This is a genomic window from Streptomyces sp. NC-S4, from assembly GCF_054353315.1.
The window spans coordinates 85,002-107,672 of sequence record NZ_CM135937.1 but is presented as its reverse complement, the minus strand read 5'-3'; the positions used below and the strand labels follow the sequence as shown (position 1 = coordinate 107,672).

General features: G+C 71.0%; 26 protein-coding genes. 11 read left to right on the top strand and 15 right to left on the bottom strand.

The window, feature by feature from the left end; translation table 11 throughout:
• Positions 1-48: 48 nt before the first annotated feature.
• The 4 genes from ACXNSR_RS00615 to ACXNSR_RS00600 form a co-directional block, all read right to left on the bottom strand.
• Positions 49-1,665: a serine/threonine-protein kinase gene (locus ACXNSR_RS00615; protein WP_458640146.1), complete on the bottom strand. Its 1,617-nt coding sequence runs from the start codon at positions 1,663-1,665 to the stop codon at positions 49-51.
• A gap of 129 nt (positions 1,666-1,794) precedes the next feature.
• Positions 1,795-2,505 carry a hypothetical protein gene (locus ACXNSR_RS00610; RefSeq protein ID WP_458640145.1) on the bottom strand — a complete coding sequence of 237 codons (711 nt, stop codon included), beginning with the start codon at positions 2,503-2,505 and terminating at the stop codon, positions 1,795-1,797.
• A 121-nt stretch (positions 2,506-2,626) separates the two neighbouring features.
• Positions 2,627-3,448 carry a ferritin-like domain-containing protein gene (locus ACXNSR_RS00605; RefSeq protein ID WP_458640144.1) on the bottom strand — a complete coding sequence of 274 codons (822 nt, stop codon included), beginning with the start codon at positions 3,446-3,448 and terminating at the stop codon, positions 2,627-2,629.
• A 62-nt stretch (positions 3,449-3,510) separates the two neighbouring features.
• On the bottom strand, positions 3,511-3,804 hold the full coding sequence (locus tag ACXNSR_RS00600) for a DUF1905 domain-containing protein (protein ID WP_458640143.1): 294 nt from the start codon (positions 3,802-3,804) through the stop codon (positions 3,511-3,513).
• A 138-nt stretch (positions 3,805-3,942) separates the two neighbouring features.
• On the opposite strand from ACXNSR_RS00600, the gene ACXNSR_RS00595 reads away from it, so the two are divergent.
• Positions 3,943-4,929 carry an aldo/keto reductase gene (locus ACXNSR_RS00595; RefSeq protein WP_458640142.1) on the top strand — a complete coding sequence of 329 codons (987 nt, stop codon included), beginning with the start codon at positions 3,943-3,945 and terminating at the stop codon, positions 4,927-4,929.
• Here the strand turns inward: ACXNSR_RS00595 and ACXNSR_RS00590 are convergent.
• Positions 4,910-5,578 carry a hypothetical protein gene (locus ACXNSR_RS00590; RefSeq protein ID WP_458640141.1) on the bottom strand — a complete coding sequence of 223 codons (669 nt, stop codon included), beginning with the start codon at positions 5,576-5,578 and terminating at the stop codon, positions 4,910-4,912. The genes ACXNSR_RS00595 and ACXNSR_RS00590 overlap by 20 nt on opposite strands.
• Before the next feature lie 454 nt (positions 5,579-6,032).
• Between ACXNSR_RS00590 and ACXNSR_RS00585 the strand changes: the two genes are divergently transcribed.
• Together ACXNSR_RS00585 and ACXNSR_RS00580 are read left to right on the top strand one after the other, a co-directional pair.
• The gene (locus ACXNSR_RS00585; protein WP_458640140.1) at positions 6,033-6,587 is read left to right on the top strand and encodes a matrixin family metalloprotease; all 555 of its coding nucleotides are present in this window, start codon (positions 6,033-6,035) and stop codon (positions 6,585-6,587) included.
• Positions 6,588-6,589: 2 nt separating this feature from the next.
• Positions 6,590-7,147, top strand: coding sequence for a hypothetical protein (locus ACXNSR_RS00580; protein ID WP_458640139.1), 558 nt, complete (start codon positions 6,590-6,592; stop codon positions 7,145-7,147).
• Here the strand turns inward: ACXNSR_RS00580 and ACXNSR_RS00575 are convergent.
• The 5 genes from ACXNSR_RS00575 to ACXNSR_RS00555 all read right to left on the bottom strand — a co-directional run bounded on the left by ACXNSR_RS00575 (position 7,137) and on the right by ACXNSR_RS00555 (position 10,319).
• Entirely contained in the window at positions 7,137-7,355 is a 219-nt protein-coding gene (locus ACXNSR_RS00575) for a hypothetical protein (protein WP_458640138.1), read from the bottom strand. The two genes, ACXNSR_RS00580 and ACXNSR_RS00575, sit on opposite strands and share 11 nt — an antisense overlap.
• 233 nt (positions 7,356-7,588) lie before the next feature.
• Complete coding sequence (locus ACXNSR_RS00570; protein WP_458640137.1) at positions 7,589-8,515, bottom strand: aminoglycoside phosphotransferase family protein; 927 nt, start codon at positions 8,513-8,515, stop codon at positions 7,589-7,591.
• Between the two features lie 328 nt (positions 8,516-8,843).
• Positions 8,844-9,275 carry a DoxX family protein gene (locus ACXNSR_RS00565; RefSeq protein WP_458640136.1) on the bottom strand — a complete coding sequence of 144 codons (432 nt, stop codon included), beginning with the start codon at positions 9,273-9,275 and terminating at the stop codon, positions 8,844-8,846.
• A 10-nt stretch (positions 9,276-9,285) separates the two neighbouring features.
• Complete coding sequence (locus tag ACXNSR_RS00560; RefSeq protein ID WP_458643515.1) at positions 9,286-9,642, bottom strand: YdeI/OmpD-associated family protein; 357 nt, start codon at positions 9,640-9,642, stop codon at positions 9,286-9,288.
• A 17-nt stretch (positions 9,643-9,659) separates the two neighbouring features.
• Positions 9,660-10,319, bottom strand: coding sequence for a glyoxalase (locus ACXNSR_RS00555; protein ID WP_458640135.1), 660 nt, complete (start codon positions 10,317-10,319; stop codon positions 9,660-9,662).
• Between the two features lie 242 nt (positions 10,320-10,561).
• Here ACXNSR_RS00555 and ACXNSR_RS00550 point away from each other — a divergent pair, with 242 nt between their 5' ends.
• From ACXNSR_RS00550 to ACXNSR_RS00540, 3 genes are all read left to right on the top strand, one after another.
• The gene (locus ACXNSR_RS00550) at positions 10,562-10,975 is read left to right on the top strand and encodes a hypothetical protein (protein WP_458640134.1); all 414 of its coding nucleotides are present in this window, start codon (positions 10,562-10,564) and stop codon (positions 10,973-10,975) included.
• Positions 10,976-11,155: 180 nt separating this feature from the next.
• The gene (locus ACXNSR_RS00545; RefSeq protein WP_458640133.1) at positions 11,156-11,716 is read left to right on the top strand and encodes a hypothetical protein; all 561 of its coding nucleotides are present in this window, start codon (positions 11,156-11,158) and stop codon (positions 11,714-11,716) included.
• A 58-nt stretch (positions 11,717-11,774) separates the two neighbouring features.
• On the top strand, positions 11,775-11,951 hold the full coding sequence (locus ACXNSR_RS00540; protein ID WP_458640132.1) for a hypothetical protein: 177 nt from the start codon (positions 11,775-11,777) through the stop codon (positions 11,949-11,951).
• Positions 11,952-12,095: 144 nt separating this feature from the next.
• Here the strand turns inward: ACXNSR_RS00540 and ACXNSR_RS00535 are convergent, their stop codons facing one another.
• Positions 12,096-12,701, bottom strand: a complete 606-nt coding sequence (locus ACXNSR_RS00535) for a TetR/AcrR family transcriptional regulator (RefSeq protein ID WP_458640131.1) — start codon at positions 12,699-12,701, stop codon at positions 12,096-12,098.
• 204 nt (positions 12,702-12,905) lie between these two features.
• On the opposite strand from ACXNSR_RS00535, the gene ACXNSR_RS00530 reads away from it, so the two are divergent.
• Entirely contained in the window at positions 12,906-14,048 is a 1,143-nt protein-coding gene (locus ACXNSR_RS00530) for an FAD-dependent oxidoreductase (RefSeq protein ID WP_458640130.1), read from the top strand.
• A gap of 656 nt (positions 14,049-14,704) precedes the next feature.
• On the opposite strand, the gene ACXNSR_RS00525 is transcribed toward ACXNSR_RS00530, so the two are convergent.
• Positions 14,705-15,310 (bottom strand): DinB family protein, encoded by a 606-nt coding sequence (locus ACXNSR_RS00525; protein ID WP_458640129.1) that lies wholly within the window; start codon positions 15,308-15,310, stop codon positions 14,705-14,707.
• A 319-nt stretch (positions 15,311-15,629) separates the two neighbouring features.
• Positions 15,630-16,598 carry an alpha/beta hydrolase family protein gene (locus ACXNSR_RS00520; RefSeq protein WP_458640128.1) on the bottom strand — a complete coding sequence of 323 codons (969 nt, stop codon included), beginning with the start codon at positions 16,596-16,598 and terminating at the stop codon, positions 15,630-15,632.
• A 164-nt stretch (positions 16,599-16,762) separates the two neighbouring features.
• Between ACXNSR_RS00520 and ACXNSR_RS00515 the strand changes: the two genes are divergently transcribed.
• A complete protein-coding gene (locus ACXNSR_RS00515) occupies positions 16,763-17,359 on the top strand; it encodes a TetR/AcrR family transcriptional regulator (RefSeq protein ID WP_458640127.1) in 597 nt (198 codons plus the stop codon).
• A gap of 147 nt (positions 17,360-17,506) precedes the next feature.
• Here the strand turns inward: ACXNSR_RS00515 and ACXNSR_RS00510 are convergent, their stop codons facing one another.
• Both ACXNSR_RS00510 and ACXNSR_RS00505 read right to left on the bottom strand, forming a co-directional pair.
• A complete protein-coding gene (locus ACXNSR_RS00510; RefSeq protein ID WP_458640126.1) occupies positions 17,507-18,442 on the bottom strand; it encodes a LysR family transcriptional regulator in 936 nt (311 codons plus the stop codon).
• A 416-nt stretch (positions 18,443-18,858) separates the two neighbouring features.
• A complete protein-coding gene (locus tag ACXNSR_RS00505; protein WP_458640125.1) occupies positions 18,859-19,710 on the bottom strand; it encodes a LysR family transcriptional regulator in 852 nt (283 codons plus the stop codon).
• Positions 19,711-19,791: 81 nt separating this feature from the next.
• Between ACXNSR_RS00505 and ACXNSR_RS00500 the strand changes: the two genes are divergently transcribed.
• The 3 genes from ACXNSR_RS00500 (at position 19,792) to ACXNSR_RS00490 (ending at position 22,589) form a co-directional block, all read left to right on the top strand.
• The gene (locus ACXNSR_RS00500; protein WP_458640124.1) at positions 19,792-20,286 is read left to right on the top strand and encodes a cupin domain-containing protein; all 495 of its coding nucleotides are present in this window, start codon (positions 19,792-19,794) and stop codon (positions 20,284-20,286) included.
• Between the two features lie 72 nt (positions 20,287-20,358).
• The gene (locus tag ACXNSR_RS00495; RefSeq protein WP_458640123.1) at positions 20,359-20,718 is read left to right on the top strand and encodes a DoxX family protein; all 360 of its coding nucleotides are present in this window, start codon (positions 20,359-20,361) and stop codon (positions 20,716-20,718) included.
• Between the two features lie 242 nt (positions 20,719-20,960).
• Complete coding sequence (locus ACXNSR_RS00490; RefSeq protein ID WP_458640122.1) at positions 20,961-22,589, top strand: MFS transporter; 1,629 nt, start codon at positions 20,961-20,963, stop codon at positions 22,587-22,589.
• Positions 22,590-22,671 lie beyond the last annotated feature (82 nt).

Genomic DNA, 22,671 nt, shown 5'->3' with positions numbered 1-22,671 from the left:
ACCCCATGTGTAGAACATCAAGTCCGGTCGAGGTCAAAGGCCGTGGGGTCACGGGCGGCGGTTCAGCGCCGCGGGGGCTCCGGCCGACTGGGCGCCCTCCGATTCCAGTGTGAGGCGGTCCGGTTCCGTCATCGTCAGCACGTACAGGTTCCCCCGGGGGCACTCGAGGACCGCGCCACGGTCGGTGGGATGGCTGGTGGCAGCCTCGAACACCGCGGTGTTCCCACGGATCTGCTGGAGCCTCAGGGCTTCGGTGCATCCGAGGTTCCGCCCGCTCGCGGCCTCCTTGAGGTCGCTGACCTGCCGGCCCACCAGTTCGCCCACCGTGCCGCCGTTCAGGGTGACGGTGACCGAGAACTCACCGGTGCGTGCCCGGGACACACCGTCCGCATCCGGTGTTCCGGGGCCGGTACCCGACCAGGTACCGGCCCACGCGGCCGGCAGTGCCCCTGGCGCGCCCGCCGCCGGCGCGGGTGAGGACGCTCCGGGGGAGGACGGTGAGGAGGCTCCAGGAGAGGGCGCCCCACGCCCGTCGCCCTCGTCCCCGTGTCCGGGGAGCCATACCGCGAGCGCGACGGCAGCGACGGTGACGGCGGCGGCTCCCGCCGCCGTACCGGCGCCCCGCGAGCGCAGGACCGCCCGTCCCGGCCCGCGCCTCGCGGGTGCGGGGGAGTACGGCGGAGTTCCGGCACCCACGGGCGCGGGCACGGCCGCGGGGGCAGTGCCGTGCGCCCCGGGGACGTCGGCGGGCGATGGCGGAAGGGCGAGCAGACGACGGAGTTCGGTCTCCCGGCGTGCGGCCTCGGCCGCCAGGGCCTCGGGCGCGGCGGCTCCCCACCCCGGTTCCGAGCCGTCGTCGGCCAGACGCGCCGCTACGTCCTCGGCCCGGGGACGCTCTTGCGGGTCCTTGGCCAGGCACTCCCTCACCAGCGCGAGCAGCGGCCCCGGTACGCCGTCGAGCCGGGGTTCGTCGTGCACGATCCGGTAGAGCAGGGCCGGCAGGTCGAGCTCCTCACCGTCCGCGAGGAAGGGACTGCGGCCGGTCGCCGCGTACACGAGCACGGCGGCCAGGGAGAACACGTCGGCCGCGGCACCGGCCACCGTGCCGGTGGCCTGTTCCGGTGCCAGGAAGCCGGGCGTCCCCATCACCGTGCCGGTGCGGGTGTGCCGCGGGTCGCGGACGGTGCGGGCGATACCGAAGTCGATGAGGAAGGGCCGCTCCGTGCCGAGCAGTACGTTCGCCGGCTTGATGTCGCGGTGGACCACCCCGGCCGCCCGTACGCCGACCAGTGCCGCCGACAGTTGCTGCCCCAGGCACCGGACGGCGGGGGCCTCCAGCGGTCCCCATCCGCGTACCCAGTCACCCAGGGACGGCGCGGGCACGTACTCGGTCGCCAGCCACTGCGGGGACGCGCCGGGCGCGCTGAAATCGACCACCGACACCGTCCACGGACTGCGGACCCGGTCGCTGGTCCGGATCTCCCGGTCGAAGCGGTGCGCGAAGTCCGCGTCCAGGCTCAGCTCGCGGTGCACGGTCTTCAGCGCCAGTGCCCGCCCGGACGCCGTCCGCGCCAGGAACACCTCGCCCATGCCCCCCGACCCGAGCCGCGCCAGCAGACGGTACCCGCCGATCTCCGGCGGGTCTCCGGGCAGCAAAGACTCCATGGTTCCCCCTGTCCCCGGGGCCGTCGTCGGCCCGCGCCGCGCGGCCCGGGCGCCGGGCCGCCGAGATGGACCCTAATGGACCCCGGCGAACGGGCCCCGCCCACCCGCCGACCGGGCGCGCAACGTGCGTCAGCCGTTGTCGTCCGGATCGTCGACGACGTCCTTGTCGGCCGGAACGTCGACCTGCACCGGCCCGTTGACGGCGGTGTAGGCGAGGTCGATTCCCTCCGGGCCGCCAGCGGTCGCCTTGAGCAGGTACGGCTCGCCCTCGGTGGCCACGACGAAGACGTGCTGGGCCGCGGTGATCGTGAGCGCCTTCCGGCCGTCGACCTCGGTCGGCCCGCCCCGTACCGCGCCCGGCAGGCCGTAGAACGCCTTGAGTATGCCGTCCCGGTCGCACAGGGAGGCCAGTCCCTTCAGAGCGGGATCCGAGGCCTTCTTGCGTATCCAGAGGGTGGTGGCGTCCTTGAAGGCCCGGTCCGCCTCCTCCTCGGGCATGTCCTGTGTCTGTGCTCGGGCGAAGGCCTCGTCGCCCTGGAAGAAGACGTCGTCCCGGGTACGGATCACTTTGACCTGGCCGGTCCGGAGCGACATCGTGCCCTTGCAGTCGCCGGACTTGCTGATGGACAGGTTCACCTGCGTGGGTACGCCCTGGGTCATCGTCTTCCCGCTGACCGTGAACGAGGACGCGCCCCGCAGCGCCGTCACGGACTCGTCCAGCACCTGGGAGGCCGGACGGCCGGAGACCGGTTCGGTCGGCTCGGGCAGGCATCCGGTGAGCGCGAGAACCGAGGTACCAGTGAGGGCAAGGGTGCCGATCGAGCGGCGAGCGGTGTACACGGGGACTCTCTTCGACGGGGAGCGGATCGCACGAGGATAAGGCGGGAGCTGACGAACAAGGCCGAGCGGGCCTGTCGCCTGCGGTGCGGCACCGCACCGGCTGCCGTGACCAGCCGGCCGGTCAGCCGAGCCGCCACAGCCGTGTGAGCGCGGGTCCGGACCGGGCGCTCCCAGCCCGGAGCGGGTACGCGGTCCCGGCATCGGCAGGCTCCGCCGGGACGGCGGGCACCCGCAGCGGGTCGGTTCCGAGGATCGCCGCGACCACCGGGCCACCCGACCCCACCACGTCCGCGACGAAACGTCCTCGCCCGACCCCGAGGCCCCGCAGCGCCCGCCCGTGGTCGGCGGCCACGACCACAGCTGCGCCGAGGAGCATCACCCGCCACCCCGCCAGCACCGGATGCCGGGCCGCGCGCGGCAGTTCCGCCACCGACGCGCGCAGCCGCTCGCAGTGGAACGGGACGTGCCGCACCTCGTCCGCCAGGATGCGGCCGGCGACCTCCGACGTCAGCGGATCGCCGGTCCCGTCACGCAGAGCCCGGTAGTAGCGCAGGGCCACCACCTCCGCGACCATCAGGAGCAGCAACTCCGCCCGTAGGCCCGGCAGGCGACGCAGTCGCGCGAATGCCGTGTCGCTCCAGTGCCCTGGCCGCGTCGTCGCCCCGCCCGCCTCGAGCAGCAGGGCGAGGAGCCGCGCGTGGTTCTGCTCCTCGGCGACGAACAGCCGCAGCGCCGCCGAGTACTCCGGGTCGCCCGCCGCGTCCGCCTTGGCGAACAGGGCCGTACTGTCGCCGCCCTCGCCGGCCTGGAACCGCTGGATGCTGGTCCGCAGCGCCGGGGGCAGCGAGGCACCCGACTCCCAGCGGGGCTCGGGCCCGGCTGCGCGGCGGTCGCGTTCGGCCTCGAAGTGCCGTGTCCATGCGGCGAATCCGGATGCACTCATACCGCTCTCCCCCTTCACACCACACCCCGCCCGCCCGTCGGCCGGGGTGGGACCGGCGGCGCTCAGCCCGGTAGGCGCACCGTCATCGCCACGGTCACTTCATCTCCTGCCACCAGCCCCAGCGGCGTCCGGACAGCGCTCTTGACGGGCAGCAAGTATCCGCCCTCCCTCGGGAAGAGCGACGTCTCGAAGGTGACTTCGCCGATGCTGGCCTCGACAGGGACGACTCCCCAGCCGTAGGTGGCCGCCGACGCCACCTGCCGTACGTCGGCGGACGGCTCTTCCGGCACGGGGACGAAGTAGAAGGGCGCGGGACCGCGCCACTCGATCACCTGGCTTGCGAAGACCGTGCGCATGAAGGCAGTTCTCTCCTGAGGAGGGCGGCGGGAGGCGTGCTGGTTCCGCTCACCCTACGCGGCGGCGCCGGGTTGACTTGGAGTGTGCTCCAACACCTAACGTCAAGATCAATGATTCCGAGCTCAGGAGGCAGCAGAATGAACGACGTTCCCACCCGGCACCTGGGCAGCCTGGAGGTCTCCGCGCAGGGCCTGGGATGCATGGGCATGAGCCACGGCTACGGTGCCACGGACGAAGCGCAGTCCATCGCCACCGTGCACCGTGCGCTCGACCTGGGGGTGACCCTGCTGGACACCGCCGACTTCTACGGCGGCGGGCACAACGAGGAATTGATCGGACGGGCCGTGGCCGGGCGCCGCGACGAGGTGGTGCTGGCCACGAAGTTCGGCTTCGCCAACCGGCTCGGCGAGCCCACCTGTGTCCGCGGCGACGCCGCGTACGTGCGGCAGGCGTGCGAGGCGTCGCTGCGGCGGCTCGGGGTCGATCACATCGACCTCTACTACCAGCACCGGGTCGACCCGCAGGTGCCGATCGAGGAGACCGTGGGTGCGATGGCCGAACTCGTGCAGGCCGGAAAGGTCCGTCACCTCGGGTTGTCCGAGGCGGGCGCGCACACCGTCCGACGGGCGCACGCGGTGCACCCGATCGCCGCGCTGCAGAGCGAGTGGTCGCTGTGGACCCGCGACCTCGAAGCGGAGATCGGCCCGGTCTGCCGCGAACTCGGCATCGGGCTGGTCCCGTTCTCCCCGCTCGGGCGCGGCTTCCTGACCGGCCGGTACAGCTCGGTCGAAGGGCTGGCGGAGGACGACGTACGGCGCAGCCAGCCCCGTTTCGCCGACGGCAACCTCGAGCGGAATCTGTTGATCGTCGAGAAGCTGAACGAGCTTGCCGAGGCCAGGGGAGTCACCGCCGGCCAGCTGGCTCTGGCCTGGGTGCAGCACCGGGGCGCCGACGTGGTGCCGATCCCCGGCACGCGGCGGCAGCGCTACCTGGAGGAGAACCTCGCGGCCCTGGCGATCGAGCTGTCCGCCGACGACCTCGCCGCCATCGAGGCCGCCGCCCCGCCCGGGCAGGTCGCGGGCACCCGCTACGACGCGACCAGCCTCACGTTCGTGAACAACTGAGCCCGCGCGCCACACCGCGCGGCGGCGTCGTTCCTGCGGACAGAAGCCCGGTGAACGGTGACGGATCCGGGTCCGGCCGTCCGGCCCGGCGGCGCTCCCGTACGGGGGCGATGATGAGCCGGCGCTCCACGAAGTAGGCGTGCTTCTGCGCCGGGTGCTCCTGCACGCCGGGGGCTTTGGTGGGGGAAGCAACGACGGGCCGCCGGCTCGCCGTCGTGCTGTGGTCGGCGCTCGCGGTGGAGGTCGTAGGACTGGTGGGGACGTTCGTTCTGGGGGACACCACCATGCTGGTCCCGGAATACGGCAGCACTCTCCTCCTGATGTGCGCAATGCTGCTCGCCATCACCCTGGCAGTCCTGCCGATCGTGGTCGCGGTGCTGAAGCAGCGCAATGCCTGGAACGGCACTGCCGTATGGAGGGCGGTCGGCTCGTGGATCCTCGCGCTCGCACTTCTGGTCCTGCTGGTCAGGGCCGGCGAGGGGCCCTGGGTCGTCTGGTGCGCCGTCGCGGTGGCCGCCTCGTGGGCGGCCGCTGTCCTGTGTTCCTTCGGCCCGGCAGAGCTGCCGATCCAGCCATCCCGCGCCGCAGCCGCCATCGCCGTCGTCGCGCTGGTGGCGGCGGCCTGCGGGTCCTGTTCCGGGCCGTACACGGACTATCCGGGGGTGTGGACCGCCTCGAAGGACGCTGCGTCCCTGACCCTGACCCGGCAGTCGCAGCCCGGGCAGGGTGGCCAGTACACCTTGCGGGTCGGGACGTGCACGGGACAGGGCACATGGGACTTCGGCTACCCGCAGATGTCGACTTCGGTCCAGATGTGGCTGCACCGCGAGGGTGCGAGCGAGTGCATTCAGGGCCGTTCGGCGCGGCGGCCGGGACGCTGTCGGTGCATCAGAGCTGATGGCCTCAGGGGCAGTCGGTGGCTGCGCGGGTGTCTCCGGCACGTAGCAGCACCGCTTCACCCGGAGAGAAGTCGTACGACCGTACGCGCGAGCCGGTACCGTCCCGAACGTGTTCGAGCGTCGGGTGTGCCCGGTCCGGGGAATCTCGCCGCTCGGGGGAGAGGAAACGATGTCCACGGTACGAGCAGCCCTACCGTGGAGCGGATGAAGCGCCTGTCAGCGGGCTTATCGGTGGCCGCAGCCCTGCTCCTGTCCGCCCCGCCTCCAGCTGCGGCTGTTGCTGCGGCGCCGTGTGTCAGGGGCGAGGCCGAGTCGAGGTCGCGCAGCTCGGTGGACGACGGCGAGATCAGATGGACGGCGCACACGGCCTATGCCGATGCGTACAAGCACGCACTGAGCGCATGGCAGTACGCCGGCCACAGGATCAAACTGGCCCCGGACTCGGCGACCACCGTCAACGACCTCGAGTTCGTGGACTACAACGACCCGAAGGACCGTGCCGCCGCGAAGTGGAACTACCGTGGAGGCCCCGGCCAGACCGACTACATCCGCTTCAACACGGCGGCGATGAAGAACGCGAGCCGGACCAAGCGCCGGCAGATCGCGGCGCACGAGCTGGGCCACGCCCTGGGGCTGTGCCACAAGTCGGACGCGGGCGGGCCGGGTTATGCGCGGTCGCTGATGTGGCCGACCGCCCACGAATACTTCGATCTCCCTCAGGACGTCGACCGGGCCAACTACTCCAAGCTGTGGGGCTGATCATGAGCGTGAAGACGTGGGCGGTTGCCGGGACGGCGGTGGCCGCAGTGCTTGCCGGTGGCGCCGGTTGGTACGTCTGGGAGAGCAGCGGCGAGTCGCACACCGAGAGCTTGTGCGGGACCCCGACCGGCGGCACGGACGCCGAGGTGGCGACCGGCGCGCAGGGGATCGCCGTGGTGGAGGCCGCCGGCGAGGCCGCGCACGACCCCCAGGCGGTCGGCGCCGAGAATCCCGAGCTCGTCACGACGCCAGTACGGATCGTGGAGTCGATGAAGGGGAACTTCGCCCCGGTGATCGGGGTGTCCCAGCGAGTAGAGCCCGGCGGGACGCCCGGCTCGTTCAAGGTGGCCACCTCGAACCGCGAGGTGATGATGCAGCCGGGGCAGCAGTACGTGGTCGCGATCGGCCCCGGCGACCTGGAAGCGCGTCCGGGGACGACGACGTTCTCCACCCTGATCGAGCCCGCACGCCGGGGGACGGCCGGGGAGGCCGACTACTGGCGTGGCGTGATCGCGAAGGCGCCGCCGAAGCCCGTCTGCGACGACACCGTCACCCAGTAGGGCCTTCCAGCCGGGAGGGAGCGGGTGAGCCACCCGGATGCAGGCTGCCGAGAGTGGCCCCGTGCTCCCGGGCGGCTGCCTCGACCGCGCACGGGGCCGACGTCAGCCGCGTGGACTCGTGCACGTTGCCGCCCAGGCGGGTCAGCAGGGCGTCATCAATCATCTTCTCGGCCGGTTGGGGCAGTTCGTCCCATGGGTCCAGCGCCATATACGACAGCCACGAGCCGTTACGCAGACCCCATCGCCGTCCACGCCCGCCTTCGGTAGCGATGGCAGGCACCAGGAAGCGACGGGTACGGGCAGGCCCGGGGTGACGCCCGCGCGGCGGCACTCTGCCCGGACAGCGCCGAGTTCGCCCCCTCCGCGTCCGTCCGCCACGTCCGTCCGGAGGCATCCTCGGCCGCCTGCAAGACCTACGTCCCCCGGGCCGCGTCGCGTTCGTCAGTGGCGGGGCGGCAGCGCCTCGGCCACAGTGGTCTGGGACGGGTCGATGCTGGTCCGCCCGTCCTCGATGTCCCACAGTGTGTTCTGCAGCAGCCGGGCCAGGGTCCAGCCGGCCGCGCGCGGGCGGTCCAGTCCGAGTACCTCGGTCAGCAGGTCGAAGCGGCGCCGCAGGAGCCTCTGGACGTCCCCGGTGGCCCGGAGCTTCTCCCAGCCGGTGTCCAGCGCCGGCCACAGGTCGAAGCCCGGGTCACCGACGAGGGGTTCGGGGTCGATGGCCAGCCACGGTTCGCGCTCGGCTGCGAGGACGTTGTCGTAGTGCAGGTCCCAGTGCAGCATCCGGTCGCCGGGTTCGACGACCAGCTCGGTGACCGCCGAGGCCCAGCCGTGCAGCAGCCGCCGGTCCGCAGGGTCCGTCAAGTTGGCAGCCGCTGCCGGCACGGACGCCAGCATGCCGCGCGCGACCTCATCGAGGCCGCGCAGGCCCTCGGGCGCCGGGACGGAGTGCAGCCGGGCCATGATGGCGCCCAGGGTGCCCATGGCCACGTCGTCGTCCTCGACGGAAGCGAGGGTGCGTGAGAGGTCCAGGCGCTCCAGCAGCATCGCGCTGCTCTCCGGGTCGTGGTCGAGCAGCCGCACGATGCCGTCGCCGTTCCACGCCCGCAGCCCGATCAGCGCGGCGGTCGTCTCCTCGCGGGGCATCTGGAGTTTGAGCGCGGCGCGGGTGTCGTCCGCGCGGCGCACCGGCACCACCAGCGAGGCCTCGCCGGAAGCGATGCCGCCGTCACACTCCAGCTCCCATCGGTCGAGCATTTCCGCCACCAGCGCGGGCAGCCGGGCGATCCACGCCCGTTCCTCTTCACCGCCGTTCCTCGTGTACGACGCGACCAGGGCGTCCGGTACTTCGATAGCCTGCGGCGAACTCACGGGGCTGTCCTTTCGGGGAACGGGTTCCTCACCGCGACCAAGTTAGGGCCGAATACCTCCGGGCGACTCTGTTGAGCGCGAGGAGCATGCCGACCCGCACCTCGTCGGGGTGTGCGAGCCGGATCTGCTGTGGCCGGCCCGCCATCCGGAACAGACCACGCTCACGGACCGGGCGCCGCTGCCCCTGGACGCCGAGAGGTCAGCGCCCACCGCGCCGCCGGCCGCAGCGGACCGCCGACGGCTGCAACATGGGCAGGACCGTACTGATCGGTGCCCGGGTCCAGCGGCAGGGCGATGAGGCGATTCCCTCCAAGGTTCTGCACCCTTGTCATCTCGTTGGACGCACGTGGTGTTCGGGCCGTCGGCGCGCGGTGGGAGCGCGCAGGAGGTCTCGCCAGTCGGCAGGCCAATTGGCCAGTGCGAGGATGCCCATGATGAGGAGGTGGGTCGGTGCGGCCCAGCTCTCGACCGCCGGGTCGTGGTTGACGATGTGGGTGGTGACCGCGCCGGTGAGCACGAACATCAGCGTCGTAGCACCCAGGAAGCGCGTTCGCTTGTCGGGGATCACCAGCAGGACGGCAGCTGCACCTTCGAGGGCGCCGACCACGAAGCGCATCCAGGACGGGTAACCCCAATCGACGAACTTCGCGGAGTACGCCGAGCTGAATACCGTGTCGCCCGGCCAGTACTTGGTCACAGCGCCCAGCGCGAACTCAAACGCCAGGAACCAGTACAGGCCGGTCATGAGTCGCTTCGGCATGCTTGTCCTTTCAGGAGGGATGGGGCAGGGGCAGGGCTCCGCGCGGCGATAGCAGTGCCGTCGGAGTCTTTGCTTCGGGTGAGCCCCGCAGGGTGTCGATGGCCTTCTCGACAGGCCGTCGGCGCGTATCGGGCCTCTTCGCGCTCTCGATGGCGCACACACGCTCGTACTCGCGGTTGTGAGCAAGGTTGTCGTAGGCGGCGCGGGCGACCGGGTCGCCGTCCAGGGCCCGGGCGAAGTCCGGGGACCTGCCGGTCGGGGCTCGGGTGGCGGCTACTCGGCGTAGGGCCGGTCGGCCCCAGGGGCGCTGTAGCCGGGACTCCGGATATAGCCGTCCGGGTCGGCGAAGGTGCCGCCGTACCGGTATGAAGGGGAGGAGGGGAGTCAGGACGGCGTGGGAGCGAGCGGTGCGGCAGCCTCCCAGGCGAACCCGTCCGGGTCGGTGAAGGCGTCGCCGGTGCTGCCGAGGACGATGCGGTGCGAGCCGCTGCCGTCGGCGGGGACGCCGAGGTCCTTGGCAAGGGCGCGGCGCTTGTACAGCGCCAGCTTGACGGGGCCGGACTGGCCGGGGGCGAACTCGGCGTACTTGCCACCGAAGCTCTTGGCCACGGTCAGGCCGCGGCCGACGTAGAACTGCTTGGTGGCCTTCACGTCCTCGACGCCGATCAGCAGGACGAGCTCGTCGACCTCCCGGGTGGCGGGGCCGGAATCCTTCTTCGCCGAGGTCGCGATCTTCCAGATCGTTCCGTCCGGGGCTCGGACGACGCCGCTGTAACCCCACAGCGACTTCGCGGCGGGCTTCAGCACCGTGGCGCCGGCGTCCACGGCAGCGCCGACGAAGCCGTCGACGGTGGCTGGCCCGGCCACCGTGAGCGCCAGGGTGAAGCCGCGGAATCCGGTGGAGTGCGCCTCGGACGCCCGCAGGCATACGTACGTGTCCACGCCGAAGGCGCGGTAGAAGCGGCGAGCGGCTTCGGGGTCGGCCACCTCGAGGGTGACGGACGCGAGGGACGTGTGGGCTGCAGTGGAGGTGGTGGTTGCCATGACCAACACGCTAGGGGCTGCGCGGCGGCCGGGGCTTCTCGATTCCTGACCGGTCTGGGACTTCCTTCGCCGCGCACGTCCGGACCGGTAGGCGTGACCGAGCACCGCAGTCGGCGGATGAGCGGAGCGCTTGCGTCGGCGGGGCTGTGCGGCGGCGGTGACAAGGGGGAGCAAGTCCTCTGCGGCCCGGTCTGGGGAAAACCACTTGAACCGGTGCCGGGCGGGCGTGGCAGGCTTGCGCGGTGATCGTCGAGTTGGCTCCGAGCTTCCTGAGCCGGGACGAGGTGGACCCTGCCCGCCGCGCCTTCGACGCCGAATCCGCGGCACGGACGGTGCGTGCGCTCGGCCCGGCCCGACGTGTTCCCATCCGCCCGGACGTCGCCTTCGGTGACCCGGCGATGAGTACCTGGGTGCGCGACGAGGCCGAGCACTGGGCCAACGCCATGTCGTACGCCCTCGTACGGCACTACGGCCGCTGGGCCGTCGGATGGCGCTGGTCGTACGACGAAGGAGATTTCGACGGCGGACCGGTGGGGAACTGGTGCTGCCCGCGGGACTCGATCACCACGCCGGAAGAGACCCTGGCCCGTGTCGAGGCGGCCCTGTGCGAGTGGCGCGACTGGCTGGAGAACCTCGCCGACTGGTTCGAGGCGTAACCGCTGGACCTGACCGGCATCGAAGACCAGCGGATCCTGTGGGAGCGTGCGGCGCGGAACCTGATCCTGCAGGTCGTCGACCGCACCGGATGCGGCAGCGGCTGGCACGGTCACTGCCACCAGGTCCTCACCTGGTTCCTCAGCCGCTGGGGAGTCGCGCCCGACGTGGCACGGGGCCTGGTGGACGAGGCGATCGGTGGACGATTCGGTAGCTGGACCGCTCCTGGCACGGTGCTGGTCGACGACGTCGCGGAGCAGCTCGCGCTCTCCCTGCGGCCGGGCGACGGCGGCCCCCGCGCAGACGCACCGGCTCCGGACCACCTTCAACGCTGGCTTGCGGTACGCGAGTCGGTGGCGTGGCACGAGATCCAGGACAGCGGTGCGGGCGGCCCGGTGTTTCCCCTCCGCGACGGGGCGGCGGAAGACATCCGAGCCTTCGACGGGGCCATCGACCCCGCCCGAGCCGAGGGCCTGCTCACCGCCCTCAACCTGCTACGAGCCGACGCGGCCCGCGAAGCGCGACTCGACCTCACGGTGCTCCGCGGCTGGCAGCAGCATGTCCTGGGCACTCCGGAGCCGCCGGCATTCCGCAACGCGCCGGCGTTCGCCAAGGGAAGCCGGGAACGCTACGGCATCGGACCGGACACACCTGCTCGCTTCGACGCCTGCCTGGCCGAGAGCACGCTCGAGCCGGCCGCCCCCCCTCAGCCTGACCGCCCGCGCCGCCCGCGCTTATCTTGACGTCTGCTTCTTCCACCCCTTCGACGACGGCAACGCCCGCTCCGCCTTCCTCACCCTCGTGTTCGTCCTCGCCCGTGAGGGCGTCACACTCGACGGAGTCGGCCTGCTCCGCCGCATCACCTTCCAGGCCGACCACCCTCAGGATCCGCTGATCCTCGCCCGGTACATCGACATCCATCGTGCGCAGACCCGGCGCCGCAGTTCCGACTCGACCGGCTTGCTGCCTCCCCGGTGAAGAGCTTCACGGCACGCCGTCCGCGACGCACACGCGGTCACCGTGGACGTCATCGACCGGGCGACGATCCAAGTAGCCGCGAAACGGAGGCCGTGCTCACCCTTCTTCTCGGCGAGAACCTTGCGGCCTTCGGAGAGGCCGCGATCACCCGTCCCGACCCGGGTGGCCTTCCTGTCCCGCCAGGGGGGTGGCGGCCCAGCCGTGTTCCAGCAGGGTGAACAGCTCGCGCATCGTCCGGGCCGGGTCTTTGCTTGCGCGGGCGATACTGGCGGATTCCAGCGTGAAGCGTGCCAGGCCGACGACCGCGGGGGTTTCCGGGGCGAGCCCGGTGGCCTCGGCGAGGGCGGCGGCCAGCGTCTTCTCGTGGCGCAACCACATGCGGCGGGCGTAGTCCCGCAGCGCGGGGGTGGATTCGACGAGGACGAAAGTGGGGTCGTCGGTCCGCACGGAGGTTCGGGTGCGCACCATGTGGTCGCGCAGGGCGTGCAGCACGGGCTGGCCCGGGGCTCGGTCGCGAACGGCGGCGACGAGGGCGCTCTCGATGTCCGTGTCCAGGTCGAAGACGAGGGCTTCCTTGCTGGGGAAGTGCTTGAAGAGCGTGCTCAGCGAGACGTCCGCCGCCTCCGCCACCTCGCGCACACCGACGTTGTCGAAGCCGCGCTCCGTGAACAGCCGTACTGCGGCATCCGTCAGGGCCTGCCTCGTCTGGGCCTTCTTGCGTTCGCGACGTCCTGTCGTTGTCCCGGTCATTCCGCCACCTTACCCGCCTCAGGGGAATCGATCGTAAAGGCGATCGACTATAAAGTCGGAGCGGATGTACTTTTGGAGCTACTGTGCTTCTGTGAGCGGGCGGCTGAACGGCATCCGGCCGCCGTCACCCGGGACGCGTCCCCACACCGGAACCGCCACATGTCACCAGCACCCTCCCTGACCTCCGAACGGAGCGTGACCCCCATGTCCACCACCACTCGCATTGCGATCGTCGGCGCCGGCCTCGGCGGCCTCATCTGCGCGCGCGTCCTGCAACAGCACGTCGTGCCGGTCACGGTCTTCGAGCACGAACCCGCCCCCAACTCCCGCTCGCAAGGCGGCACCCTCGACATCCAGGAAGACACCGGCCAGGCTGCCCTGCGCGCATCCGGCCTGTACGACGAGTTCCTCGCCCTCTCCCGGCCCGAGAGCCAGGAGTGGCGCCTGTACGACCGCCACGCGACCCTGATACGCCACGACCGGGCAGGCGAGGACGATCTCAGCAGGCCCGAGATCGACCGCGGTCAGCTGCGCGCCCTCCTGCTGGACTCCCTGGCTCCCGGCACGGTCCGCTGGGGCCACTCCGTAAAGGCCGTGACACCGTTACCCCGTGGTACGGCCCGCGTCCACCACCACGAGCGCACGGGCGAAGACTTCGACCTGGTCATCGGCGCCGACGGAGCCTGGTCCCGGGTGCGTCCCGCACTCTCCGACGCCCAACCCACCTACGCCGGTGTCACGTTGGTGGAAGCTCACTTCGACGACGTCGACCATCGCCACCCCGGAATCGCCCGCCTGGTGGGACGCGGCACCATGTCGGCCAAGGCGGGTCGCCGCAGCCTGGTGCTGCAGCGGAACAGCAACGGACACGTCCGCGCCTACATCAACTTCCGCGGCCCCCAGGACTGGCACGCCGGCCTCGACCTCACGGACACCCTGTCCGTACGCGCGCGCCTCCTCGCCCAGTACCAGGGTTGGCACGAAAGCCTGCTGGACATCCTGCGCTACAACGAAGGCGGCTTCATCAACCGGCCCATGTTCGTCCTTCCCGTTCACCACGCCTGGCAACGCGTCCCCGGCATCACCCTGCTCGGCGACGCCGCCCACTTGATGCCGCCCGTCGGCGTCGGCGCCAACCTCGCCCTGTTGGACGGCGTCGAACTCGCCCGAGCCGTCATCGACCACCCCACCATCGACCAGGCACTCGACGCCTACGAAAGCGTGATGCTGCCCCGCGCCACCGACAACGCGAAGGCTGCCGAGCAGATGCTCACCACCCTCATGCCCGACACCGACTCGGACGACGCCGCCTTCCCTGACAGCCTCTGGCCGGCCAACACCAACTGAGCCCGTCCGGCAAACGCCCCCAACCTCCGCCGACGGTATCGCCACCACACCGGCTATCCGGTGGACGAACTGCCGCTCGACGGCGAGCCCGTGCGCCTGAGGAGGCTCAAGCCGCGAAGCTGACCGTCGCGCCGACAGCGTCTGCGTTGAGAAGGGCAGTCGCCCCAGCGGCGGGACGGGGTACGTGCTGTTGATGCGGCTCGTGTCAACGCAGCTGGGGCGGAGTGGGAGTGGGCTCCCGAACACGCGATCTTCCCTGGGCCTCGGCCGGGGACGCCGATCATCCTCCGCCTGGATGTCATCGAGCAGGCCGACGGGAGCGACCAGATGGAGTTCCTGCTCCAGGTCGTATGGACAGACCTGGGCCGGCTCGCGGTCGACGCGGCGGTGAACGTCGCCTGCTGGTGCGATACCGATCACGCCGGCCGGCGACGTCGATGTCTTCAGCCACGACATCGCTGATCTGGCCTTGCTTCCCCAGGCCTTCCGTGCAGGCGCTGAACGCCTGATCGGATGGCTGACCGCCCCGCGCGACGCAGACTGCTGGCATGCCAAGGCCGGGCTGCCCGCCCGCAGGCCCGGCTGGGAAGCCGGCGGGATGGCGGTGGCGAGGACCTCGTCACCGAGCCCGCAACCGGCGTCATGCCGCGCGAACATCAGGTCGTGCGGGACACCTTCTGTGCCTTGATCGGTGCGGCCGACCTGGCGGCCTGCTCGATCTTCGCGTAGTGGGCCGCACGTGCTTCCCCGTCGGTCTGCTGCTCATGTTCGGGGCGCATCCCGGTCCGGCCGTCGAGGCCCTCGCGCAGGATGTCCGCGTGCCCGGCATGCCGGTTGGTCTCGCCGAGGACGTGGATCATGATGGCGAACAGGTTCGTATTGGAGTGAGGCTCCGGCCACCACGGCACGTGGCCGGGGGCGTCGAGGGGGAGCTCGTTGATCGTCGCGTCCGAGTGTTCCCACGTGCGCCGGTAGGACCCGACGATCTGATCGAGGGTCTCGCCCTCGGTCGCCCACAGATCGCTGCCGTCGGAGTCCTGCCACCGGCACAGCGGTTCCGGGGAAGGGCGGCCGAAGACCTCGCCGAAGTACCTGGCCTCGACGGTGGCCACGTGTTTGACCAGGCCGAGGAGATTGGTCCCGCTCGCCGTCAGGGGCCGGCGAGCGTCGTACTCGGACAGGCCATCGAGTTTCCAGAGCAGTGACGTGCGGTCCCGCCGCAGTCTCCCGTGCAGGTTGTCCTTCGCGAATTCATCGATCATGCGGCATGAGCCTGCCATGGGCTGCTCGCGGCCTCAAGATCATGTACGTGCTCCGCAACCGCCGGCAGGCAGCCGAGGCCTGGTCATGGCCGCCATCCCGACCTGCCGAAGGTGCCGCACCCGCTGTTGCGGATGCGGCACCGGTCCGTCTGCGAGTCGCCGAACACCGGGCAGGAGTTATGGCGTGGGCGCGGCTGTCAGAACGCGTCAGGAGGTGGCTGCGGGGGAGTTGCCCGGCCGACTGCCTCCGGGCGGCCGACTTGGGAGTGAGCGTCGGGATTCCGAGACCGTCCGATGAGGGGCGTGACTGCCAGGGGGCCTACTTGGATTCGACTCGTCCCACAGGGTCCGGGCCGGTCGTCAGCGCCTCGCACGCGGCCTGCCACGTGGGGGCGCCGGAGTGCAACTGGGTGTCGAGGTAGGCCGTGGTGAGCCGGGCGAGGGCGGCGACCCTCCCGGGGTTCTCGTCGGTGGTCTCGGCGGCGTCGTATCCGGCGATCCCGCCGAGTCCGTGCTCCGCGCCGAACAGGGTGAGCAGGGTCTTGGGGCCAGGGGCGAGGGTGTACGGATCGGCGTGCCAGTCCGGTCCCATGTCCGTGAAGTGCCGGGGGTCGTCCTTGTCACCGGCGACGACCAGCGTGGGTGCGGTCATGGTGGAGAAGTCGACGGCGCCGATGATCGGCCACTGCTCGGCCATGGGCCCGTTGTAGGCGTCGCCGCCCCTGCCGGGCGCGGCGAGCAGTACGCCGGCCTTGATCCGCGGCTCTGCAAGGTGCACCACCTTTCCGGAAGCGGGGTCGGTGAGCCCGGCGCCCAGCAGGAGGGCGGCGGTGAAGCCGCCGTACGAGTGTCCGACGAGGGCGACCTTGGTGTGGTCGATCCGGCCCGCGAGCTGCGGCACGGTGCTCTCGATCACGTCCAGCCGGTCGAGGATGTGGGTCATGTCCTCAGCGCGGGAGCGCCAGAAGTCGGGTGCCCCGGGTGCGTCGGCGACCAGGTGGCTCAGGGTCCTGGAGGTGAGGTGGGTGGGCTGGATGACGACGAATCCATGGGCGGCCCAGAAGTTGGCCAGCGGCGCGTAGCCGTTGAGCGAGGAGAGGTTGTTCGAAGGGCCGTGGCCGTGGGAGAAGAGGATGACCGGGTGGTTGGTTCCGGACGCGGGCGCAGAGACGCGCACCTGGAGGTCGATCGGGCGTCCGGGTACGGAGAGGACTACGGGGCTGAAGGACAGGACCGGGACGGGAGTGCCCCAGGTGTCGGCACTGGTGGCGGCGGTGGATGTGCTCACGATGTGGTTCCCCTTCGGTGGTCGGCCGCCCGCCGGCCTTCTGGTACCGGGGGTGGGCAAGACGGTCGGGAGCATCCCGCTTCGGCTAAGCTGAAGCGGAACACTGCTCCATTTACTATCCGGAGCGGCGCTCCGTTTTGTCAAGTGCGTCGAAGGAGAACGTGATGGCCACCGAGGGCCCCGCAGGGCAGTCGCCGTCCCGAAGCAAGCGGTCCGATGCCCAGCGCAACCGGCAGACGGTGCTCACCGCCGCCGCCGAGGTCTTCGTCACCTCCGGCGTCGACGCACCGATCCGCCAGATCGCGACCCGGGCGGGCGTCGGGATGGCCACGATCTACCGCCACTTCCCGACCCGGGCGGATCTCGTCACCGCCGTCTACCACCACCAGATCGAGGCGTGCGCGGAGGCCGGCCCGAATCTGCTGGCCAGCGCCGACTCCCCATTCGACGCACTGCGCCAGTGGATCGACCTCTTCGTCGACTTCCTCGTCACCAAACATGGACTCGCCGACGCCCTGCAGTCCGACAACGACCGCTTCGCCGCGCTGCACACCTACTTCCTCGACCGGCTGCTGCCCGTCTGCGCCCAACTGCTCGACGCCGCGGCCGAGGCCGGCGACATCAGGCCCGGCACGCAGCCGTACGAGTTGATGCGCGGCATCGGCAACCTCTGCATCGGACACGACGACGACCCCCGCTACGACCCCCGACGCCTGATCGCCCTCCTCCTCCAAGGACTCCAGCGGCATCACGCGTCCTGATGTCGATGAGCGGCAGCGTCTTCCACGGCGCCGCGCCCAGGAGGGCAGCATGCAGCCCGCCTCTGGCCCCTGCTTCCCGTCACCCCGGCCGTGCCTCCGGGCGAACCGGGAAGGGCGGCCGACGGGTTGTCGGCGCCGAACGCATCCTCACTGCCCGGTGAGGGGCTGCGGCGAGGAGGCCGGTGGTGTGAACAGCGCCTGGACGGTCTCGGCGGCGACGTCGCGCAGCCAGCCGTGGGCGCGGTCGTCGTCGTAGCGCTGGTGCCACAGCAGGTGCAGGGGGACGTCGGGCAGCGGGAGCGGCGGTTGCAGTGTGACCAGGCCGAGTCGGTCGCGGGCGGTGCGGGTGACGGCGTCGGGCAGGGTGACGACCAGGTCGGTGTCGAGGGCGAGTTGCAGAGCGAAGGCGGTGGTGGGTCCGGCGGCGACGACGCGTCGTTCGAGGCCACGTGTGGCCAGGGCGTCGTCGATCTGGTCGCGCAGGCGTCCGCGCCGGGACACGGTGAGGTGTTCGGCGGCTGCGTAGTCCTCCAGGCTCAGCGGGCCTTCGGTAAGCGGGTGGCCCGGCCGCACGGCGATGATCAGTCGGTCCTTGCCGACGAGGCGGTGGCGGATGTCGGGGAGCGTCGGAACGCCGGCACTTGATTCGAGGTCTACCTCGCCCCGGCGCAGCTCGGCGTCGTCCGTCCCGGGTTCGGCGGGCAGGCGCAGCTGTACGCCGGGCGCCTGGCGGTGGACGGCGGCGATCAGGGCGGTGCCGCAGGCCGCGGTCAGGGCGTCGTGCCAGCGCACGGTGAAGACCCGTTCCAGAGCCGCCAGGTCGAGTTCCTGTTGCGCGGACAGGAGTTGGTGGGCCTGCTCGACGAGGGTGTGGACCTGGGCGCGCATGGCCAGCGCGCGGGTGGTGGGGACCATGGTGCGGCCGGTGCGCACCAGGATCTGGTCACCGGTGGCCTTGCGGATGCGGCCAAGGGAACGGCTCATCGCCGGTGCGGTGACGTGGAGGCGGGCCGCGGCGCCGGCGACGCTGCCCTCTTCCAGCAGGGCGTCCAGGGCGGTGAGGAGGTTCAGATCCAGTTGCATGACGGTAACTCTACAAGTGGCAAGAATGCACTGCCTGTTAATGGTCAGGGGCCAGCGCGACCCCGTCGAGGTCAACATGAACCACGTCCACGGCATGGAGGACCGGGCCGTGGCCGCCACTCTGGTCCGCGACAGCCAGCCGCTACTCACCGTCGTCCACCTGGCGCTGACCGGCGACGCCTACACCGCGCTCACCGGCACCGGCACCGGCACCGGCCGGGCCAAGCCCGGCGAGGACGAGCGCACCGAACTCGCCGGCAAGATCCTCATCGCCAGCGCCAGCGCCAGCGCCAACGCCGAGAACGTGACGTCGCGGCAAGGCCAGGCATGTTCGACCCGGCCGCAGCGGGGACCGCGACCGCTGGGAGTGGCTTCGTCACGAGAGCCTGACCTGCCGCGGCGCCGGTTGACGATGATCAGTGGCGGTAGGCGGCCGTCGCGGTCTCGACGAAGGATCGGATCAACGGGTTGGTGTCGCCCTCGTTCCACGCCGCCACCACTCGGCTCGGCGGCATGTCGGTCAGCGGCACCACGGCCAGCTCCGCGGACAGATCGTGTCCGAGCGGGGCCAGGCCCACCGTGCCGTTCCACAGCACCGCCTGCACACACTCCTGGACGGCACGCACCACCGGGCCCTCGCGCGGCGTGCCGCCGTTCCAGTACGACTGCCAGGCGGGATCCGTGCCCTGCGGGAACTGGAACCAGCGGCGGTCGCTCAGCTCGGCCAGCCGCAGCCGGCCGCGGCCGGCCAGCGGGTCGTCGGCGCGCAGGACCACGCCGACCGGATCGGCCCGCAGCGTACGGACCGTCAGGGCGGTTTCGTCGAACGGTGCCCTGGTCAGCGCGACGTCGACCAGCCCGGCGCGCAGCCCGCACGTCGGGTCGGTCAGATCGGTCTCGCGGATGCGGATGTCGATGCCGGGATGGTTTCGACGATAGGCGGCGGCCAGTCTGGACACTCCGGGGTCGGTGCCGTCGCCCAGGATGCCGACGGTGATGGTCGCGGCGCCGGCCGCCGCGCCCACACGTACCCGGACGCGGTCGGCATGGTCGAGCAGGGCCCGCGCCTCGTCGAGCAGCACCGTGCCCACCGGAGTGAGCGTGACGCCGGTGGGTGAGCGGGTGAACAGCAGGGCCCCCACCTCTGCTTCCAACTGCTTGACCGCCCGGCTCAGCGGCGGCTGGCTCATGTGCAGTCGGGTGGCGGCCCGGCCGAAGTGGAGTTCCTCGGCGACCGCGACGAAATAGCGCAGGGTACGTAGCTCCACGGTGCAACGATACCCGCCGGGTATCGGCGCGGCGGAACGGGTCTTGGACGCTGCAGCAGGCCGGACGGTGCACTGGTGGGCATGACCGCAGAAACACGGAACAACGAACCGCGGATCGTACCCGCCCTGTCGGTGGTGGCTCCCGGCGAGGGCGAGACGATCGTTCTGGGCACCACGCGCATGCGCGTCCTGGAGGACGGCAGCCACACCGGGCACCGCCTCGCGATCGCCGAGTCCGTCCTCGCCCCGCACACCCAGGGACCGCCTCAGCACCGCCACGGCCTGCACGACGAGGGCTTCTACGTCCTCTCCGGCACCGTCCGGTTCACCGTGGGGGACGAGGACCACGAAGCCACCACGGGCACGCTCGTAATCGTTCCGCCGGGCACCCCTCATACCTTCGCCAACCCGACCGACCAGCCCGCCGTGCTGCTCAGCACCTTCACCCCCGACTTGTACGTGCAGTACTTCCGGGACCTCCAGGAGGTGCTCACCGGCGGTCGGCCGCTGACACCGGAGGCCAACATCGAGGCGATGAGCCACTACGCGACCGAGCCCGCCACCGACCACGACTGAAGCCGCCGGAGTCCTTCCGGCGCCCAACACGACGACGGGTCCCCGTGAACCGGCGGACCATGAACGGGAACCATGAACCTCGCCTATTGGATCGTCGCGGGACCGCTCGCGCTCTTCTACTTCTACGCGGGCCCACTGAAGCTGATCCGCAGCCGTGATGAACTCCGACCGATGATGTCCTGGGTCGACCGCATACCCCTGCCCGCCCTCAGGGCGCTGGGGGCGGTCGAAGTACTCGGCGCGACCGGCCTGGTACTGCCGCCGCTGACCGGCATCGCTCCCTCGCTGGCGTCGGCCGCGGCCATGGGCTTCGTACTCCTGCAGATCGGCGCGATCACCGTCCACCTGAGCGGCCAGGACCGCCGGATCGCACTCAACATCGGACTCACCGCAGCCGCGGCCGTGACCATCTGGCCGGCCGTCAGGCTGTGAACATCGACGGTCTTCGACCGGGAGCACGCTGAGGCGCAGGCCCGACGTGCGGTGCCCTCCGCCCCGCCCTCGGTCGAACCTGGCGGAGCGGCTCCCGCGCGCATGGACATCGATCACGGGCACGGGCCGGTACGGGCACGGCCACGTCAGCGACGGTGAGCGTGTCATCCCCACGGGGCGACGTGCGGCACGTTGGATCAGGCGAGACTCACGCGGAGCCCAACTTCGCCCCCGGAGGTTCCATGCCGAAAAGCGGCGCCCCTCGCATCGACGTTCCGCGTGAGGCCCCGGCGCGGGCCTCGCTCGTCCTGGCGTCCCTGATCATCGTTGCCGCCGTGGCCAACCTGAACCTGTCGGTGGCCAACGTGGCGCTGCCCGCGATCGGGAAGGCCTTCGACTCCTCCCAGACCACGCTCAACCTGATCGCCGTGGGCTACTCCCTCGGCCTCGCCGCATCGGTGCTCTATCTGGGTGCCGTCGGCGACCGCTACGGGCGCAAGCTGCTGCTGCTCCTCGGCATCGCGCTGTCCGTCCCCGCCTGCCTGCTCGCCGCGTACGCACCGAACGACACCGTCCTGGTGGTCGCCCGGATCCTCGGCGGGCTCTCCGCAGGCATGGCCTACCCGACCACCCTGGCGCTGATCACCGCCCTGTGGTCGGGGCCGGGCCGGACGAAGTCGATCGCGCTGTGGTCGGCCCTGGGCGGCGGTATCTCCCTGCTCGGGCCGGTGATCGCGGGCGCGCTGCTCGAACGCTTCTATTGGGGTTCGGTGTTCCTGGTCACCCTGCCCCTCGCCGTGGTCGCGCTGGTCATGGCCCTGCTGTTCGTCCCCGCGCACGCCAACGAGTCGGCCGAACCGGTGGACCACCTCGGTGGCGTCCTCTCCATCCTCCTCATCGCGGGACTCGTGCTGGCGATCAACTTCGCCGTCGTCCCCGGCCAGGGGGCACTGGCCGCCGGCCTCGTCGTGATCGCCCTGGCCGCCGGAGCGGCGTTCGTCCTGCGCCAGCGCCGGGCCCCCAACCCGCTGTACGACCTCCACATCGCCGCCCGGCGCACGTTCTGGGTCGCCGCGTGCGCGGGAATCATCGTGTACGGATCCATGATGGGGTCGGCGTTCATCAGCCAGCAGTACCTGCAGAACGTGCTGGAGTACGACCCCGTCGAAGCCGGCGCCGCCATCCTCCCCGTCGTCGTGATGATCGTTCTCGTGGCACCGCGGTCCGCGAAGCTGGTCGAGACGCGCGGCGCCCGTGCGACTCTGCTGATCGGTTACACGTTTCTCTTCCTCGCCTTCGCCTGGATGCTGCTGTTCTGGGGTGAGGACAGCAGCTACTGGCAGATCGGCTTGGCCTACGTGCTCATCGGGGTCGGCGCCGGATTCGCAGGGACACCCGCATCCCACTCGTTGACCGGATCGGTACCCGTACGACGGGCCGGGATGGCCTCGGGCACCGCCGACCTGCAACGGGACCTCGGCGGGGCCATCATGCAGTCCGTCATGGGCGTGCTTCTCACCGCCGGTTACGCCTCGGCGTTCAACGCCGCGATCGCCGCTTCCCCCGAGAGCAAGGACGTGTCGGACCAGGTCCAGAGCGAGCTGACGAAGTCGTTCGCCTCCGCAGGACAGGTCGCCCAGCAGCACCCCCAGTACGCCGACCAGATCGTCGCAGCAGCACGCGAGTCGTTCCTCCACGGCGACGACTGGGCGTACACCGTCGGCCTGGCCGCGATCGCGCTGGGGGCGCTGCTGATCTTCTTCGTGTTCCCCCACCGGGACGCCGAGCGGGAACTCCTGCGGCGCTACTACAGCGAGGACTCCGCCTCCGCCCCTGCCGTCACCGAGGGGCCGAGCGGCCCAGGAGCCTGAGTGACCGGCGAGTCGAAGCTCCTCGGTGTACTGGCCGGAGCCGCTGCGGGCCCCGGCGGGCAGCCGGGGAAGCGGTCCATGC